Source organism: Streptomyces sp. NPDC018610, from assembly GCF_044391765.1.
Classification (GTDB): Bacteria; Actinomycetota; Actinomycetes; order Streptomycetales; family Streptomycetaceae; genus Streptomyces.
This window is the reverse complement of record NZ_JBISAL010000002.1, coordinates 926,657-942,743: the sequence shown is the minus strand read 5'-3', so window position 1 is coordinate 942,743 and position 16,087 is coordinate 926,657. Positions and strand designations below refer to the sequence as shown.

Genomic DNA, 16,087 nt, shown 5'->3' with positions numbered 1-16,087 from the left:
CCGCACCACGGATTCCCCAACGACGTAAGGACCCAATGACCTCCTCTTCTTCCTCTTCCCAGGCCACCAAGCGCCTCGCGCACACCTATCCCGAAGGTCTTCGGGCCGATGCCCTGATGGAAGAGGACGTCGCCTGGAGCCACGAGATCGACACGGAGCGGGACGGCGAACAGTTCGACCGCTCCGAGCGTGCGGCCCTGCGCCGCGTCGCGGGCCTGTCCACCGAGCTCGAGGACGTCACCGAGGTCGAGTACCGCCAGCTCCGCCTGGAGCGCGTCGTGCTCGTCGGCGTCTGGACCTCGGGAACCGTGCAGGACGCGGAGAACTCCCTGGCCGAGCTCGCCGCGCTGGCGGAGACCGCGGGCGCGCTGGTGCTCGACGGCGTGATCCAGCGCCGCGACAAGCCCGACGCGGCCACCTACATCGGCTCCGGCAAGGCCGACGAACTGCGCGACATCGTCCTGGAGTCGGGCGCCGACACCGTCATCTGTGACGGTGAGCTGAGCCCGGGCCAGCTGATCCACCTGGAAGACGTCGTCAAGGTCAAGGTCATCGACCGTACGGCCCTGATCCTCGACATCTTCGCCCAGCACGCCAAGTCCCGCGAGGGCAAGGCGCAGGTCGCGCTCGCGCAGATGCAGTACATGCTGCCGAGGCTGCGCGGCTGGGGCCAGTCGCTGTCCCGGCAGATGGGCGGCGGCAAGGGCGGCGGCCTCGCCACCCGCGGTCCCGGTGAGACCAAGATCGAGACGGACCGGCGGCGGATCCGCGAGAAGATGGCGAAGATGCGCCGGGAGATCGCGGACATGAAGACCGGCCGCGAGATCAAGCGCCAGGAGCGGCGCCGCAACAAGGTGCCCTCCGTCGCCATCGCCGGTTACACCAACGCCGGCAAGTCCTCCCTGCTCAACCGCCTCACCGGCGCGGGCGTCCTGGTCGAGAACGCGCTGTTCGCGACCCTGGACCCGACCGTGCGCCGGGCCGAGACCCCGAGCGGAAGGCTCTACACGCTGGCCGACACCGTCGGATTCGTCCGGCACCTGCCCCACCACCTGGTCGAGGCGTTCCGCTCCACCATGGAGGAGGTCGGCGACTCCGACCTGATCCTCCACGTGGTGGACGGCTCGCACCCGGACCCGGAGGAGCAGCTGGCCGCCGTGCGCGAGGTGATCAGGGACGTCGGCGCCACCGACGTGCCGGAGATCGTCGTGGTCAACAAGGCGGACGCGGCCGACCCACTGGTGCTCCAGCGGCTGCTGCGGGTGGAGAAGCACTCCATCGCGGTGTCCGCGCGCACCGGCCGTGGCATCGCCGAGCTGCTCGCCCTGATCGACGCCGAGCTGCCCCGCCCGTCCGTCGAGATCGAGGCGCTCGTGCCGTACACGCACGGCAAGCTGGTCGCCCGCGCCCACGACGAGGGCGAGGTGATCTCCGAGGAGCACACCGCGGAGGGCACCCAGCTCAAGGCCCGGGTGCACGAGGAACTGGCGGCCGACCTGGCGCCGTACGTGCCGGCCGCGGCGCTCTGACCCACCGGGCCCCGTCCGCCGCACACCGCGCCGTCGGACCCCGGCAGGCCCGCTCCGAGCCGCCGGGTCCCGCCCGGCGCACGGCGTGAGGGCCGCTCGGCCGCACAGCACGAGGGCCCGCCCCCTTTCGCCGGGGGCGGCCCCTCGTGCTGTGCCGGGCCGTCGTCACGCCGGGCCCGGTGGCGGTGCCCCGGCCGGCGCCGTGGCACGGCCGGGACACCGCTCGCCGCTCACTGCCCGGCGAACTTCTCGCTGACCGAGTCGTACACGCCCTTGGCCACCGGACCCAGCCGCGGCCCCGCCAGCCAGCCCGCCGTCACCGGGCCGATCGAGGTGTTGGATACCAGCGCGGGCTTGCCGTCCGAGCCCGTCTCGACCCAGCCGCCGCCGGAGGAACCGCCGGTCATGGTGCAGCCGATCCGGTACATCGTCGGGTCGGAAGCGGTGACCGACAGCCGCCCGGGCTTGTCCTGGCACTGGTACAGCCGCTGCCCGTCGTACGGCGGAGCCGCGGGGTAACCGGTCGCGGTGATGCTCTGCACCTTCGGCACGGCCGGGGCGTCGAAGTTCACGGGCAGCGCCGCGCCGACCGTCTCCTGCAGGGACTTGCCGTTCCCGCCCTTCTCCGGCGTCACATGGATCACGGCGTAGTCGTACGGCGCCCCCTGCCCGCCGGTCGCGCCGCCGTGCGCGATCCACTGGTCGGAGGTCTGCGCCCAGTCGCCCCACCACACGCCGTACGGGGCGACCTCCTCGCGGCTCGCGCCCTGCAGCTGAGCCGCGCTGCGCCCCGCGTCGTTGTACGACGGCACGAAGGCGATGTTGCGGTACCAGCCGCCCTTCTTGCCGGCGTGCACACAGTGGCCGGCCGTCCACACCAGGTCGGACTTGCCCGGGTGGGCCGGGTCCTCCACGACCGTCGCCGAACAGACCATCGTGCCCTCGGGGGAGTCGAAGAACACCTTGCCGGCCGTGGCCGCGTTGGCGTGGTAGGCGGGCGACACCGCCTGCGCCTTCACCGGGGCCGGCGTCGGGTCGGTGACGCCCTGGTCGCCGGAGATGTCGTTGTCGTCGACGCCTTTGTCCGGGTCGTTGGCCCGGCGCATCCGGTCCGGGTCCCACAGGCCCTGGATGATGGGGTTGACGAAGTCGTTGGCCTCGCGCAGCCAGTCGTCCTTGTCCCAGTTCTTCCAGGCGCCGCCCTTCCACTTGTCCATGTCGATCCCGTGCTCCTTGAGCTTCTTCCGGATGTCGTCCGGGATCTTGATCTTCCCGTCGCCGGCGCCGCCGGTCTCCGCGGCGGCCGCGGAGGCGGTGGGCTTCGCGTCGGCGTCGCTGTCGCCCGAGTTGCAACCGGTGGCGGTGAGGGCCAAGGCCGAGACCAGTGCGACGGCGGCCAGGACGGGGGAGGCCCCGCGCCGGGCGCTCCCTCCCCGGCGAGCGGTGACGGACGGGCGATTGGATCGCATGCTCTTGACTCCCCCTGGGATGAACGGACTTGCGGCTGCCCCGGTGCGCAGGCGCCCGACTCGCGGCGAGCCAGGGCGCGTCACGGCTGGCCGATACGCCACCACACACTATGCGGTCGCTGTGGGGCGGAGCCGACGGAACGGCAACGGTTCGGCTACAAGCCTCCCGACCTCGTGAATCGTCCGCGGATCCGCCGGATTGACGTCCTTTCACGCGTGATCGGCACAGGATCCGGTACGCCCACCGGAGCGGTCGCGGGGTGGCTGCGGGACCGCTCAGGGGACCGGGACGGGAGACCGGTGGCGCGGTCCGCCGCCGCGGCACGGCACGGATCTCGCGCCAACCCGTAACCGAGCGCGCGGTCCGCGGTTGTAGCGACGGGGCCCTCTGTCCGCGTCCGGGCCCCGCCGCCGGTGTGCGACGCCTGCGGGAAGCGGGAGCCGGGCCCCTCGGACAGGTGGCGGCCGTGGCCTTGGACAGCGGGAGGACGGGGAACCGTGACCGTGACGGAGTCTGCGCCCGAAGGGCACGCCCGCGCGGGAGCGCGCGCCCTGCACGAGGGCATCCTGCGGCGCCAGTCGGCGCGCGAGTCGGCGGCGCGCACGTACGCGCGCACCCTGCCGATCGTCCCGGTGCGGGCCCGCGGCCTCACCATCGAGGGCGCGGACGGCCGCCGTTACCTGGACTGCCTCTCGGGCGCGGGCGCCCTCGCCCTCGGGCACAACCACCCCGTCGTCCTGGCCGCCGTCCGCAAGGTGCTCGACTCCGGCGCGCCGCTGCACGCTCTCGACCTGGCCACACCCGTCAAGGACGCCTTCGTCACCGAACTGTTCGCCACGCTGCCGCCCGGGCTGGCGGACCGCGCGCGCGTACAGTTCTGCGGCCCCGCCGGGACGGACGCGGTGGAGGCCGCCTTCAAACTGGTCCGGGCCGCCACCGGCCGCAGCGCGATCATGGCCTTCACCGGGGCCTACCACGGGATGACCGCCGGGGCGCTCGCCGCTTCCGGGCACGCCCCCGACGTGCGGGTCGTCCGGCTGCCCTACCCGCAGGACTACCGCTGCCCGTTCGGCGTCGGCGGCCCGCGCGGCGCCGAACTCGCCTCCCGCTGGACCGAGTCCGTGCTGGACGACCCCAAGTCCGGGGTGCCGCTGCCCGCCGGGATGATCCTCGAGCCGGTGCAGGGCGAGGGCGGGGTCCTGCCCGCACCGGACGACTGGATGCGACGCATGCGGCAGATCACCGCGGAGCGGTCGGTGCCCTTGATCGCCGACGAGGTTCAGACGGGAGTCGGCCGTACCGGCGCGTTCTGGGCGGTGGAGCACAGCGGGGTGACACCGGACGTGATGGTGCTGTCGAAGGCCATCGGCGGCAGTCTGCCGCTGGCCGTCGTCGTCTACCGCGACGACCTCGACGTCTGGGAGCCGGGCGCCCACGCGGGAACGTTCCGCGGCAACCAGCTCGCCATGGCGGCGGGCACCGCCACCCTCGCCCACGTCCGTGAGAACCGCCTCGCCGAGCGCGCCGCGACCCTCGGCGCCCGCATGCTCGCCCGACTCGGCCGGCTGGCCGAGGAGCACCCCTGCGTCGGCGAGGTCCGGGGGCGGGGGCTGATGCTCGGCCTGGAGCTGGTCGACCCGGAGGGGGAGCGCAGCGGCGGCGAGGCGATCGCCACCGCCACCGCCACCGCCACCGCCACCGGCGTCGGTGTCGGTGTCGGCCAGGGTGTGGCGCTGACGCGGACCCGCTCCGCGGAGCCCCGGCCGGCCGCGCCCGAACTCGCCGCCGCGGTGCAGCGGGAGTGCCTGCGGCGGGGCCTGATCGTCGAACTCGGCGGCCGCCACGCCAGTGTCGTACGACTGCTTCCCCCGCTGACGATCACCGACGAGCAGGCGGCGGCCGTGCTCGACCGGCTGGCCGACGCGGTGGAAGCGGTCGCCTCGACGGCCGCGGACCTTCTCGGCCGGGGCTCGACCCGGCCCGGGCCAACCCGCCGGCAGCGGGGCTCGACCCGGCCCGCCGAGGGCACGGGCTAGCTCGCGCCCGTCCCGACGAGTCCGGGGACCGAACTCGTACGCGCCGGCGGAGCCGGGGGAGCGAGCCAGGGTGACGGCGTGGCGGCGCGGAGGGCGAAGGCGCGTGAGCGCCGGCGCAGGAGCCGGCCCCGCAGACGTCGAGCGACGGGCGAGGCGACGAACGGCCGGGCGGTCGGACCGGTCCGGGAACGCGGCGCGGTCCGCCGACGCGGACTGCCCGGCCGGGAGCCGGGGAGTCGGCCGCCCACGGCATGCCGCGCCCCAGCGCCGTACGACCGCCAGGCCCCCGACCCGAGGCGACCCCGCCCTTGCTCCACGCTCCAGCCCCACCTCCGCTCCACGCCCGCTCTCGCCCCAGGCCCCTCATGGCCGGCCCGCCCCCGCCGGCACCGCCGACCCACGACCCGCACGACACGACCCCACGAGGACCCGTCTTGACCACCGAACCCGCCCCCCACGGTCAGCCAACGCCTTCCCCCGCCCAGGCATCCCACTGCGGGCCCGCGTCTCTTCTCGACCCGACCGAGACGGTCCCCCGTCAGGTCGTGCGGCCACCGCACCACCACCGAGGGCTGGACGACGGTGCGGCCGCCGACCTCCTGGAGCACCCGGACCCGTACACCGCCGCCCAGGCCGCCGCCGTGGAGAACCTCCTGCGCTGCTGGGTGCGCGAGACCGGCGTCGCCGAACCCGGCGGCGACACCCTTCACCTCCCCCTCGCCGCCAGCGGCACCGCCCTGCTCGTGCCCGTCCGCCACTGGTCCCCGACCGGCTGGCACCGCTTCGGCCTCCCTCACCTGGCCGACGCACCCGACGACGCGCCGCCGGCCGACGCCGTGACGGTCGCCGCCCTGCTCGCCCGGGAAACGCCGGGCGCGACCTGCCCGCCCCCGCCCCCGCAAGGGCCCACGGCAGCCGCCCCCGCCACCCCGGAGACGGCGCGACCCGTCCCGCCGCGCGGCGGCGCCGACGCGGTCGACCTCGTCGCCCGCGTCGCCGACTCCGTCCGTCGCACCGCCCACTTCCTTGGCGACCGCCGGGAACGCCCCGCCGAAGGGCCCGACCTCTTCCTCTCCGCCGAGCAGGCCCTGATCCTCGGCCACCCGCTGCACCCGGCCCCCAAGAGCCGGGACGGCCTGACCGACGCCGAGGCCCACGCCTACTCACCCGAGTCGCGCGGCTCGTTCCCCCTGCACTGGATGGCCGTCTCGCCGCGCGTCCTCGCCACCGACTCGGCCTGGACCGAGGGAGGCCGTCCGGTGCCCGCGGACCGGCTCACCGCCCGCCTCGCCGGGGCCGGGCTGCCGCTCCCCGACGGACACGCCGCCCTGCCGCTGCACCCGTGGCAGCTGCGCGAGGTCCGCCGCCGCCCAGGCACGGCCGCACTGCTGGACGCGGGACTCCTGCGCGACCTGGGCCCGCACGGCCCGTCCTGGCACCCCACCTCCTCCGTGCGGACCGTCCACCGCACCGGCGCCCCCGCCATGCTCAAACTGTCGCTGGGCCTGCGCATCACCAACTCCCGCCGCGAGAACCTCCGCAAGGAACTGCACCGCGGCGTCGAGGTCCACCGTCTGCTGCGCAGCGGCCTCGTGCGGGAGTGGCGGGCGCTCCACGACGGCTTCGACATCGTCCGCGACCCCGCCTGGCTGGCCGTGGACGACGAGGACGGGGCCCCCGTGCCCGGGCTGGACGTGATGATCCGCCACAATCCGTTCAGCCCCGAGGACGACGTCGCCTGCGTCGCCGGACTCGTCTCCCCCCGGCCCTGTCCGCCCTCAGACGGTCCCTCCCGGGCGGGCGCCCCTCCCGCCTCGCGGTCCCGGCTCGACGGCATCGTCACGCGTCTGGCCGCACGCACCGGGCGACCGCGCGGAGCCGTCGCCGCCGAGTGGTTCCTGCGCTACCTGGAGCAGGTGATCCGCCCGGTGCTGTGGCTGGACGGCGAGGTGGGGATCGCCCTCGAAGCCCACCAGCAGAACACGCTGCTCCTGCTGGACGCCGACGGCTGGCCCGCCGGCGGCCGCTACCGCGACAACCAGGGCTACTACTTCCGCGACTCCCGCCGGGCGGAACTGGAGGCGCGGCTGCCGGGCATCGGCGAGCGCAGCGACACCTTCGTCCCCGACGAGGTCGCGGACGAACGCTTCACGTACTACCTCGCCGTCAACAACGTGTTCGGCCTCATCGGCGCCTTCGGCTCCCAGCGACTGGCCGACGAGCGGCTGTTGCTGGCCGCCTTCCGCCGTTTCCTCGGCGAGGCCGCCGCCGGCCCGGCGCCCACGCGGTCCACCCTGCCGGCCCGTCTGCTCGACTCCCCGCTCCTGCGCTGCAAGGCCAACCTGCTGACCAGGCTGCACGGCCTCGACGAACTCGTCGGCCCGGTCGACACCCAGTCCGTCTACGTCACCCTCGCCAACCCCCTGCACGTCTGACCGAGCCGGATGCCCGTCACCGGCTCCCGCCCCTGAGCGGGTCCGGGCCCGCTCCCACCGTCGTATGCCCGCCGCACCTTCCGTTTCCCAGGACTTCGCCCCACCTCGTTCCCCTTCCTCATACCTCGTCCCCCGTCCTCAGTCCTCCGAGAGGAGCGCGCCCATGCCTCCCACCGACGCCGGCACCGCCGTCGGGCAGGCCCCCGCCGCCACGACCTCCCCCGACGCCGGCCCCCCGGGCTCGGTGGCCACCGCTGTCGACGCGGCCGCGGACACGGCCGGCGCCGACCGTCTCCCCGGCCCGTCCGAGCCGGCCGCCGACGCCGCGGACGCGGAGAAGGCGGAGGACGCCGAGGACACGCTGGACCTGCACCTGCCCGACGACTTCGTCGCGCGGTTCGCCGAGGACCCCGGCGGGCTCGACCCGTACGACCTGCTGGACGGAGTGGGCGGCTGGGGCTCCACCGGCACCCCAGTGGGTGTCTTCGAGCTGCTGCCCGTCCGCGTCGGGCGCGATCTGCCCGTAGTCTGCCGCTGGATGAACGACCCGGCCGTCGCCGAGTTCTGGAAGCTGGCCGGCGAGCAGCGGATCACCGAGACCCACCTCGGCGCGCAGCTCGACGGCGACGGACGCAGCGTTCCCTGTCTCGGGCTGCTCGACGGCACGCCGATGAGCTACTGGGAGATCTACCGGGCCGATCTCGACCCCCTCGCCCGCCACTACCCCGCCCGCCCCCACGACACCGGCGTCCACCTGCTGATCGGCAGCGGCGCCGACCGCGGGCGAGGGCTCGGCGGCGCACTGCTCAGAGCCGTGGCCGATCTGATCCTCGACATGCGCCCCGCCTGCGCGCGCGTGGTGGCCGAACCCGACCTGCGCAACGCGCCCTCCGTGGCGGCGTTCCTCGCCGCGGGTTTCCGCTACTCGGCCGAGGTCGACCTGCCCGACAAACGGGCCGCCCTCATGATCCGGGACCGGTCCCTGCGCCACCTGATGTGACGGTGGGGCATGCCGTCATCACTTCGGGTGCACCTGCCTCGCCTGTCCGGTTTCCGCCGGCCGGGCCCGCCCGGGGAAGGGGCCGGGCCGGCGGACTTTGCCTCGCCCACCCGTTTGTCAGTCCCGAGCCGTAGGGTGGTCGCGCTATGACGAAGCCCTCCCTCCCCGAACTCCTGCACGCCGCCGTCGCCGCCGTCGGCGGTACGGAGCGCCCCGGCCAGGTGACCATGGCCCAGGCCGTCGCGGACGCGATCGACGACGGATCGCATCTGCTGGTCCAGGCCGGCACCGGCACCGGCAAGTCTCTCGGCTACCTCGTGCCCGCGCTCGCGCACGGGGACCGGGTCGTCGTGGCGACCGCCACGCTCGCCCTGCAGCGCCAGCTGGTCGAGCGGGACCTGCCGCGCACGGTCGACGCACTGCACCCCCTGCTGCGCCGCCGCCCGGAGTTCGCCATGCTCAAGGGCCGCTCCAACTACCTGTGCCTGCACCGGCTGCACGAGGGCGTCCCGCAGGACGAGGAGGAGGGCCTGTTCGACCAGTTCGAGGCGGCGGCGCCCACCAGCAGGCTCGGCCAGGACCTGCTGCGGCTGCGTGACTGGTCGGACGAGACCGAGTCGGGCGACCGCGACGACCTCACCCCCGGTGTCTCCGACCGGGCCTGGGCGCAGGTGTCGGTCTCCTCCCGGGAGTGCCTGGGCGCCTCGAAGTGCGCCTATGGCGCCGAGTGCTTCGCCGAGACCGCCCGCGAGCGCGCCAAGCTCGCCGAGGTCGTCGTCACCAACCACGCGCTGCTCGCGATCGACGCCATCGAGGGCGCGCCCGTCCTCCCGCAGCACGAGGTCCTCATCGTCGACGAGGCGCACGAGCTGGTCTCGCGGGTGACCGGCGTCGCCACCGGCGAGCTCACCCCTGGGCAGGTCAACCGCGCGGTGCGGCGCGCCGCGAAGCTCGTCAACGAGAAGGCGGCCGACCAGCTGCAGACCGCCGCCGAGGGCTTCGAGCGGCTGATGGAGCTGGCCCTGCCCGGCCGGCTGGAGGAGATCCCCGAGGACCTCGGCTACGCGCTGCTGGCGCTGCGGGACGCCGCCCGCACGGTCATCTCCGCGCTCGGCTCGACCCGCGACAAGTCCGTCCAGGACGAGGACGCGGTCCGCAAGCAGGCCCTGGCCTCCGTGGAGAACGTGCACGACGTGGCGGAGCGCATCACCAACGGCTCCGAGTGGGACGTCGTGTGGTACGAGCGGCACGACCGCTTCGGCGCCTCCCTGCGCGTGGCGCCCATGTCCGTCTCGGGGCTGCTGCGGGAGAAGCTGTTCACGGAGCGCTCCGTGGTCCTGACCTCCGCGACCCTCAAGCTCGGCGGCGACTTCAACGGGGTGGGAGCCTCCCTCGGACTCGCCCCCGAGGGCACGGAGGGTGACGACGTGCCGCAGTGGAAGGGCGTCGACGTCGGCTCGCCGTTCGACTACCCCAGGCAGGGCATCCTGTACGTCGCCAAGCACCTGGCCCGCCCGGCCCGGGACGGTGACCGCGGCGACATGCTCGACGAGCTGACGGAACTGATCCAGGCGGCGGGCGGCCGGACGCTCGGCCTGTTCTCCTCGATGCGGGCCGCCCAGCTCGCCGCGGAGGAGCTGCGCGGCCGGATCCCGGAGTTCCCGATCCTGCTCCAGGGCGAGGAGACGCTGGGCGAACTGATCAAGAACTTCGCGGCCGACCCGGAGACCTGTCTGTTCGGCACGCTCTCGCTCTGGCAGGGCGTCGACGTCCCCGGCCCCAGCTGCCAGCTGGTGGTCATGGACAAGATCCCCTTCCCGCGGCCGGACGACCCGCTGATGAGCGCCCGCCAGAAGGCCGTCGAGGACGCCGGCGGGAACGGCTTCATGGCGGTCGCCGCCACGCACGCGGCGCTGCTGATGGCGCAGGGCGCCGGGCGTCTCGTCCGGGCCTCGGGGGACCGGGGCGTGGTCGCCGTTCTGGACCAGCGGCTGGCCACGGCGCGCTACGGCAGCTATCTGAAGGCGTCACTGCCCGACTTCTGGTACACCACGGACCGCAACCAGGTGCGGAAGTCCCTGGCGGCCATCGACGCGGCGGCACGGCAGGCGGACGGGGAGTGACGGGGTGACGCGGGTGGCCCGGCTGGAGACGCCCGGGCCACGCGCCGATCGGACATCACAGGTGCGGTCGGAGCCGACCTGACGGCGCGGCGGGGTACCGGGGCCGGACGGAAAGGGCACGGGCCGGACCGGCACGGGACCGGACCGGCGGGGCCGGACCGGCGTAGGCCTGGAACGGCGCGGCACCGGTTCGGCAGAGTGCCGAACCGGGAGCGTCCCACGGCGTCGCACCAGCGCGGGACCGGGGCGGCACAGAACCGCGACGCCACGGGGCGCGGGCAGCACAGGGCCCCGGAACCGGCGCAGAGGTCCCGGGGCCCGATCAGGGGGCGGGCCGCGCCCGCCGTGGTCCTCAGACCCGTCGCAGGACGGCCACCACCTTGCCGAGGATGGTTGCGTCGTCACCCGGAATCGGCTCGTACGCCGCGTTGTGCGGCAGCAGCCAGACATGGCCGTCCTCGCGCTTGAAGCGCTTGACGGTGGCCTCGCCGTCGATCATCGCGGCCACGATGTCGCCGTTCTCGGCGACCTGCTGGCGGCGGACGGTCACCCAGTCGCCGTCGCAGATCGCGGCCTCGATCATCGAGTCGCCGACGACCTTCAGGACGAACAGCTCACCGTCGCCGACCAGCTGCCGGGGGAGGGGGAAGACGTCCTCGACCGACTCCTCGGCGAGGATGGGGCCGCCGGCGGCGATCCGGCCGACCAGCGGGACGTACGACGCGGCGGGCTTGCCGACGGTGTCCGTGGGCTGCAGCGTCGCCGCCTGGTCCGAGCCGCGGACCTCGTAGGCGCGCGGGCGGTGCGGGTCGCGGCGGAGGAAGCCCTTGCGCTCCAGCGCCATCAGCTGGTGCGCGACCGAGGAGGTGCTGGAGAGGCCCACGGCCTGGCCGATCTCCCGCATGGACGGCGGGTAGCCGCGCCGCTGGACGGAGTCCCTGATGACCTCGATCACCCGGCGCTGGCGGTCGGTGAGGCCCGAGCTGTCGGCCCGGATGCCTGGAGGTCGGCCCGGCAGGGACCGCTTGGGTCCCTCCGGATTCGCGGCTTCGTTCATCGCATGCACCGGCTCGAGTCGGCCCTGGGGGCGGTCCTGGGCAGTGATGGTGGCACTGTCTGCGGTGGTGGTCACGTCGGCCCCTCTCGATGGTCTCCCTCCGGCACAACGGTAGTGGCTTTCGAAAGGTTGCGCCAAACACACGTTCGAGTGAAAAAACGTGGAGAGCCGGACTTGATCACGTCTCTGGGTGTATGGCTCACGCCGGCCCCGGCGGACAAATGGGCTCATTGCTGTACTCTTCACCGCCGGAGAGGAGGCGTCGCCATCCGGGCCTCAGTGTGCCACCCGGCGCCCCGTCGAACGAGCACCGGAGCCCGTTCGTGCCGGAGTGCCGTGCCTCCACGCCTCCCTCACGCGGTGCGCACGGGGTCCTCGCGGGCGCTCGCGCGCGCGGGCGTGTTCACGGTCACAGCGGGGGCATACGGTCCCTGGCCCCGTCCGCGCGACGCGCCGCTGAAGATGACTGGCTGCGAGTCAATCCCCACATCTAGTGGTTGTCCGTCCAGGGCGACCCAGAAGTTGTGGTGACCCGGGTCTTCGGTGCCTCTTTCATCGCCTATGCTTGGGGCTGCTTCGAGGGGCCCGTGAGGTCCGACGAGGCTTTTGAGTCTGCTGTGAGGAGGGATGGAGTCCATGCACTGCCCCTTCTGCAGGCACCCCGACAGCCGTGTGGTCGACAGCCGTACGACGGACGACGGCACGTCGATCCGCAGGCGCCGCCAGTGCCCTGACTGCTCCCGTCGGTTCACGACCGTGGAGACGTGCTCGCTCATGGTGGTCAAGCGGTCCGGAGTCACCGAGCCCTTCAGCCGCACCAAGGTCATCAACGGTGTGCGCAAGGCGTGCCAGGGACGGCCGGTCACGGAAGACGCGCTCGCCCAGCTCGGCCAGCGGGTCGAGGAGGCGGTGCGGGCCAGCGGCAGCGCCGAGGTGGCCGCCCACGAGGTGGGCCTGGCCATACTCGGCCCCCTGCGGGAGCTCGACCTCGTCGCCTATCTGCGGTTCGCGTCCGTCTACCGGGCGTTCGACTCGCTCGAGGACTTCGAGGCCGCCATCACGGAACTCAGGGAAGACACGCGGCGCCCCGCCGCACAGCGGGAGGACGGCGGCGACGCCGTCGCGGGGGGCCCGGAAGACGACCGCGGGCGCGGTGGGACGGCTGACGTCCCCCTGCCCGCGCGCGCCGCCGACTGATCGGCGGGCCGGTCCGGACCACGGGTCCGGGGCGGCTCAGCGGCGGCGAGGAAGATGGTTGCGGGCGGCAGTGATCTCAGGTGCCCGCAGCACCAGACAGAACACCGTGTCTCGGAACACAGGGACACTTCAGGGCGTTTTCGCCCGTACATGGGAGGCGGCATGACAGAGACGGCGAGCGGTCCGGCACGAGGTTCCCGAGCCAAGGGCGGCAAGGCGGGGAACAAGGGGCTGCACATCGAGCGCATCCACACCACCCCCGGCGTACACCCTTACGACGAGGTGGCCTGGGAGCGCCGTGACGTCGTCATGACCAACTGGCGCGACGGCTCGGTCAACTTCGAGCAGCGTGGCGTCGAGTTCCCCGACTTCTGGTCGGTGAACGCGGTCAACATCGTCACCAGCAAGTACTTCCGGGGCGCGGTCGGCACCCCGCAGCGCGAGACCAGCCTCAGGCAGCTGATCGACCGCATCGTCAAGACGTACCGGAAGGCCGGCGAGGACAACCAGTACTTCGCCTCGCCCGCCGACGCCGAGATCTTCGAGCACGAGCTGGCCTACGCCCTCCTGCACCAGATCTTCAGCTTCAACAGCCCCGTCTGGTTCAACGTCGGCACGCCCCAGCCGCAGCAGGTCTCCGCCTGCTTCATCCTGTCCGTCGACGACTCCATGGAGTCGATCCTCGACTGGTACAAGGAAGAGGGCATGATCTTCAAGGGCGGCTCGGGCGCCGGCCTGAACCTCTCCCGCATCCGCTCCTCCAAGGAGCTGCTCTCCTCCGGCGGCAACGCCTCCGGCCCGGTCTCCTTCATGCGCGGCGCCGACGCCTCCGCCGGCACCATCAAGTCCGGTGGCGCCACCCGCCGCGCCGCCAAGATGGTCATCCTCGACGTCGACCACCCCGACGTGGAGGACTTCATCGAGACCAAGGTCAAGGAGGAGGAGAAGATCCGCGCCCTGCGCGACGCGGGCTTCGACATGGACCTGGGCGGCGACGACATCACGTCCGTCCAGTACCAGAACGCCAACAACTCCGTCCGCGTGAACGACGAGTTCATGAAGGCGGTCGAGCAGGGCGGCAAGTTCGGTCTGCGGGCCCGCATGACCGGCGAGGTCATCGAGGAGATCGAGGCCAAGTCCCTCTTCCGCAAGATGGCCGAGGCCGCCTGGGCCTGCGCCGACCCGGGCATCCAGTACGACGACACGATCAACCACTGGCACACCTGCCCGGAGTCCGGCCGGATCAACGGCTCGAACCCCTGCAGCGAGTACATGCACCTGGACAACACGTCCTGCAACCTCGCCTCGCTTAACCTGATGAAGTTCCTCAAGGACGACGGCAAGGGCCACCAGTCCTTCGAGGTCGAGCGCTTCGCCAAGGTCGTCGAGCTGGTCATCACCGCGATGGACATCTCGATCTGCTTCGCCGACTTCCCGACCCAGAAGATCGGTGAGAACACCCGCGCCTTCCGCCAGCTCGGCATCGGCTACGCCAACCTCGGCGCCCTGCTGATGGCGACCGGCCACGCCTACGACTCGGACGGCGGCCGCGCCCTCGCCGGTGCGATCACCTCCCTGATGACCGGCACCGCCTACAAGCGCTCCGCCGAGCTCGCCGCGGTCGTCGGCCCCTACGACGGCTACGCCCGCAACGCGCAGCCCCACCAGCGCGTCATGCAGCAGCACGCCGACGCCAACGCCACGGCCGTGCGCATGGACGACCTGGACACCCCGGTGTGGGCCGCCGCCACGGAGGCCTGGCAGGACGTGCTGCGCCTCGGTGAGAAGAACGGTTTCCGTAACTCCCAGGCGTCCGTCCTCGCGCCGACCGGAACCATCGGTCTCGCGATGTCCTGCGACACCACCGGTGTCGAGCCCGACCTCGCCCTGGTCAAGTTCAAGAAGCTGGTCGGCGGCGGCTCGATGCAGATCGTCAACGGCACCGTCCCGCAGGCCCTGCGCCGCCTGGGTTACCAGGAGGAGCAGATCGAGGCGATCGTCGCCCACATCGCCGAGCACGGCAATGTGATCGACGCCCCCGGTCTCAAGCAGGAGCACTACGAGGTGTTCGACTGCGCCATGGGCGAGCGCGCCATCTCCCCGATGGGCCACGTCCGCATGATGGCCGCGATCCAGCCCTGGATCTCCGGCGCCATCTCCAAGACGGTCAACATGCCGGAGACGGCGACCGTCGAGGAGGTCGAGGAGATCTACTACGAGGCCTGGAAGCTCGGCGTCAAGGCGCTGGCGATCTACCGCGACAACTGCAAGGTCGGCCAGCCGCTGTCCGCCAAGACGAAGGACTCCGCGGAGAAGAAGCCCGAGGCCGCCGAGGAGCCGCAGGCCAAGGTCGAGAAGGTGGTCGAGTACCGCCCGGTCCGCAAGCGCCTCCCGAAGGGTCGTCCCGGCATCACCACCTCCTTCACCGTCGGCGGCGCCGAGGGCTACATGACCGCCAACTCCTACCCGGACGACGGTCTCGGCGAGGTCTTCCTGAAGATGTCCAAGCAGGGCTCGACCCTGGCGGGCATGATGGACGCCTTCTCCATCGCGGTGTCGGTGGGCCTGCAGTACGGCGTGCCGCTGGAGACGTACGTCTCGAAGTTCACCAACATGCGCTTCGAGCCGGCCGGCATGACCGACGACCCGGACGTGCGGATGGCCCAGTCGATCGTCGACTACATCTTCCGCCGCCTGGCGCTGGACTTCCTGCCCTTCGAGACGCGCTCCGCGCTCGGCATCCACTCCGCCGAGGAGCGCCAGCGCCACCTGGAGACCGGTTCCTACGAGCCGATCGACGAGGACGTGGACGTGGAGGGCCTGGCCCAGTCCGCGCCCCGGCAGACCGACCTGAAGGCCGTCGCCACCCCGAAGGCCGAGATCGAGGCGGCCGCTCCCGCCCCGAAGCAGGCGCACACCAGCGCCGAGCTGGTGGAGATGCAGCTGGGCATCCAGGCCGACGCCCCGCTGTGCTTCTCCTGCGGCACCAAGATGCAGCGCGCCGGCTCCTGCTACATCTGCGAGGGCTGCGGCTCGACGAGCGGCTGCAGCTGAGGCGGCCGGTCCGACGCGGGCGTCATGAAGTGACGCGGACGTCATGAGGTGAGGGGCGCCGGCCCATGGCCGGCGCCCCACACCCCGGCACCGCCGCCCACCCCTACCCCACGTGGGCGCGGCCCCAGTCGCGGTTGAAGGTCTCCGGGGCGTCCTCGGAGCCCTGCACACCCCGCCGGAAGGTCC

Annotated in this window: 9 protein-coding genes; 7 read left to right on the top strand and 2 right to left on the bottom strand. The window is 72.8% G+C overall.

Features of this window, described 5'->3' with window-relative positions:
* The first annotated feature begins 35 nt into the window (after positions 1-35).
* On the top strand, positions 36-1,529 hold the full coding sequence (gene hflX / locus ACH5A8_RS09330; RefSeq protein ID WP_398999658.1) for a GTPase HflX: 1,494 nt from the start codon (positions 36-38) through the stop codon (positions 1,527-1,529).
* A 230-nt stretch (positions 1,530-1,759) separates the two neighbouring features.
* Here the strand turns inward: hflX and ACH5A8_RS09325 are convergent, their stop codons facing one another.
* Positions 1,760-2,998 (bottom strand): trypsin-like serine peptidase, encoded by a 1,239-nt coding sequence (locus ACH5A8_RS09325; RefSeq protein ID WP_398999656.1) that lies wholly within the window; start codon positions 2,996-2,998, stop codon positions 1,760-1,762.
* A 498-nt stretch (positions 2,999-3,496) separates the two neighbouring features.
* Between ACH5A8_RS09325 and ACH5A8_RS09320 the strand changes: the two genes are divergently transcribed.
* The 4 genes from ACH5A8_RS09320 (at position 3,497) to ACH5A8_RS09305 (ending at position 10,593) form a co-directional block, all read left to right on the top strand.
* The gene (locus ACH5A8_RS09320; protein ID WP_398999654.1) at positions 3,497-5,035 is read left to right on the top strand and encodes a diaminobutyrate--2-oxoglutarate transaminase family protein; all 1,539 of its coding nucleotides are present in this window, start codon (positions 3,497-3,499) and stop codon (positions 5,033-5,035) included.
* A gap of 434 nt (positions 5,036-5,469) precedes the next feature.
* Positions 5,470-7,470, top strand: a complete 2,001-nt coding sequence (locus ACH5A8_RS09315; RefSeq protein WP_398999652.1) for an IucA/IucC family protein — start codon at positions 5,470-5,472, stop codon at positions 7,468-7,470.
* Between the two features lie 163 nt (positions 7,471-7,633).
* Complete coding sequence (locus ACH5A8_RS09310) at positions 7,634-8,470, top strand: GNAT family N-acetyltransferase (RefSeq protein ID WP_398999650.1); 837 nt, start codon at positions 7,634-7,636, stop codon at positions 8,468-8,470.
* 146 nt (positions 8,471-8,616) lie between these two features.
* Positions 8,617-10,593 carry an ATP-dependent DNA helicase gene (locus ACH5A8_RS09305; protein WP_398999649.1) on the top strand — a complete coding sequence of 659 codons (1,977 nt, stop codon included), beginning with the start codon at positions 8,617-8,619 and terminating at the stop codon, positions 10,591-10,593.
* Between the two features lie 352 nt (positions 10,594-10,945).
* Here ACH5A8_RS09305 and lexA read toward each other — a convergent pair whose 3' ends face one another.
* On the bottom strand, positions 10,946-11,725 hold the full coding sequence (gene lexA / locus ACH5A8_RS09300; RefSeq protein WP_398999647.1) for a transcriptional repressor LexA: 780 nt from the start codon (positions 11,723-11,725) through the stop codon (positions 10,946-10,948).
* Positions 11,726-12,286: 561 nt separating this feature from the next.
* Here lexA and nrdR point away from each other — a divergent pair.
* Complete coding sequence (gene nrdR / locus ACH5A8_RS09295) at positions 12,287-12,847, top strand: transcriptional regulator NrdR (protein WP_398999820.1); 561 nt, start codon at positions 12,287-12,289, stop codon at positions 12,845-12,847.
* Between the two features lie 162 nt (positions 12,848-13,009).
* Positions 13,010-15,901 carry a vitamin B12-dependent ribonucleotide reductase gene (locus ACH5A8_RS09290; protein WP_398999645.1) on the top strand — a complete coding sequence of 964 codons (2,892 nt, stop codon included), beginning with the start codon at positions 13,010-13,012 and terminating at the stop codon, positions 15,899-15,901.
* The last annotated feature ends 186 nt before the right edge of the window (positions 15,902-16,087 follow it).

Excerpts from the sequence above, each read along its gene's own strand:
- hflX (WP_398999658.1), top strand. The coding sequence starts at position 36 with ATGACCTCCTCTTCTTCCTCTTCCCAGGCCACCAAGCGCCTCGCGCAC.
- ACH5A8_RS09325 (WP_398999656.1), bottom strand. The coding sequence starts at position 2,998 with ATGCGATCCAATCGCCCGTCCGTCACCGCTCGCCGGGGAGGGAGCGCC.
- ACH5A8_RS09310 (WP_398999650.1), top strand. The coding sequence starts at position 7,634 with ATGCCTCCCACCGACGCCGGCACCGCCGTCGGGCAGGCCCCCGCCGCC.
- ACH5A8_RS09305 (WP_398999649.1), top strand. The coding sequence starts at position 8,617 with ATGACGAAGCCCTCCCTCCCCGAACTCCTGCACGCCGCCGTCGCCGCC.
- nrdR (WP_398999820.1), top strand. The coding sequence starts at position 12,287 with ATGCACTGCCCCTTCTGCAGGCACCCCGACAGCCGTGTGGTCGACAGC.
- ACH5A8_RS09290 (WP_398999645.1), top strand. The coding sequence starts at position 13,010 with ATGACAGAGACGGCGAGCGGTCCGGCACGAGGTTCCCGAGCCAAGGGC.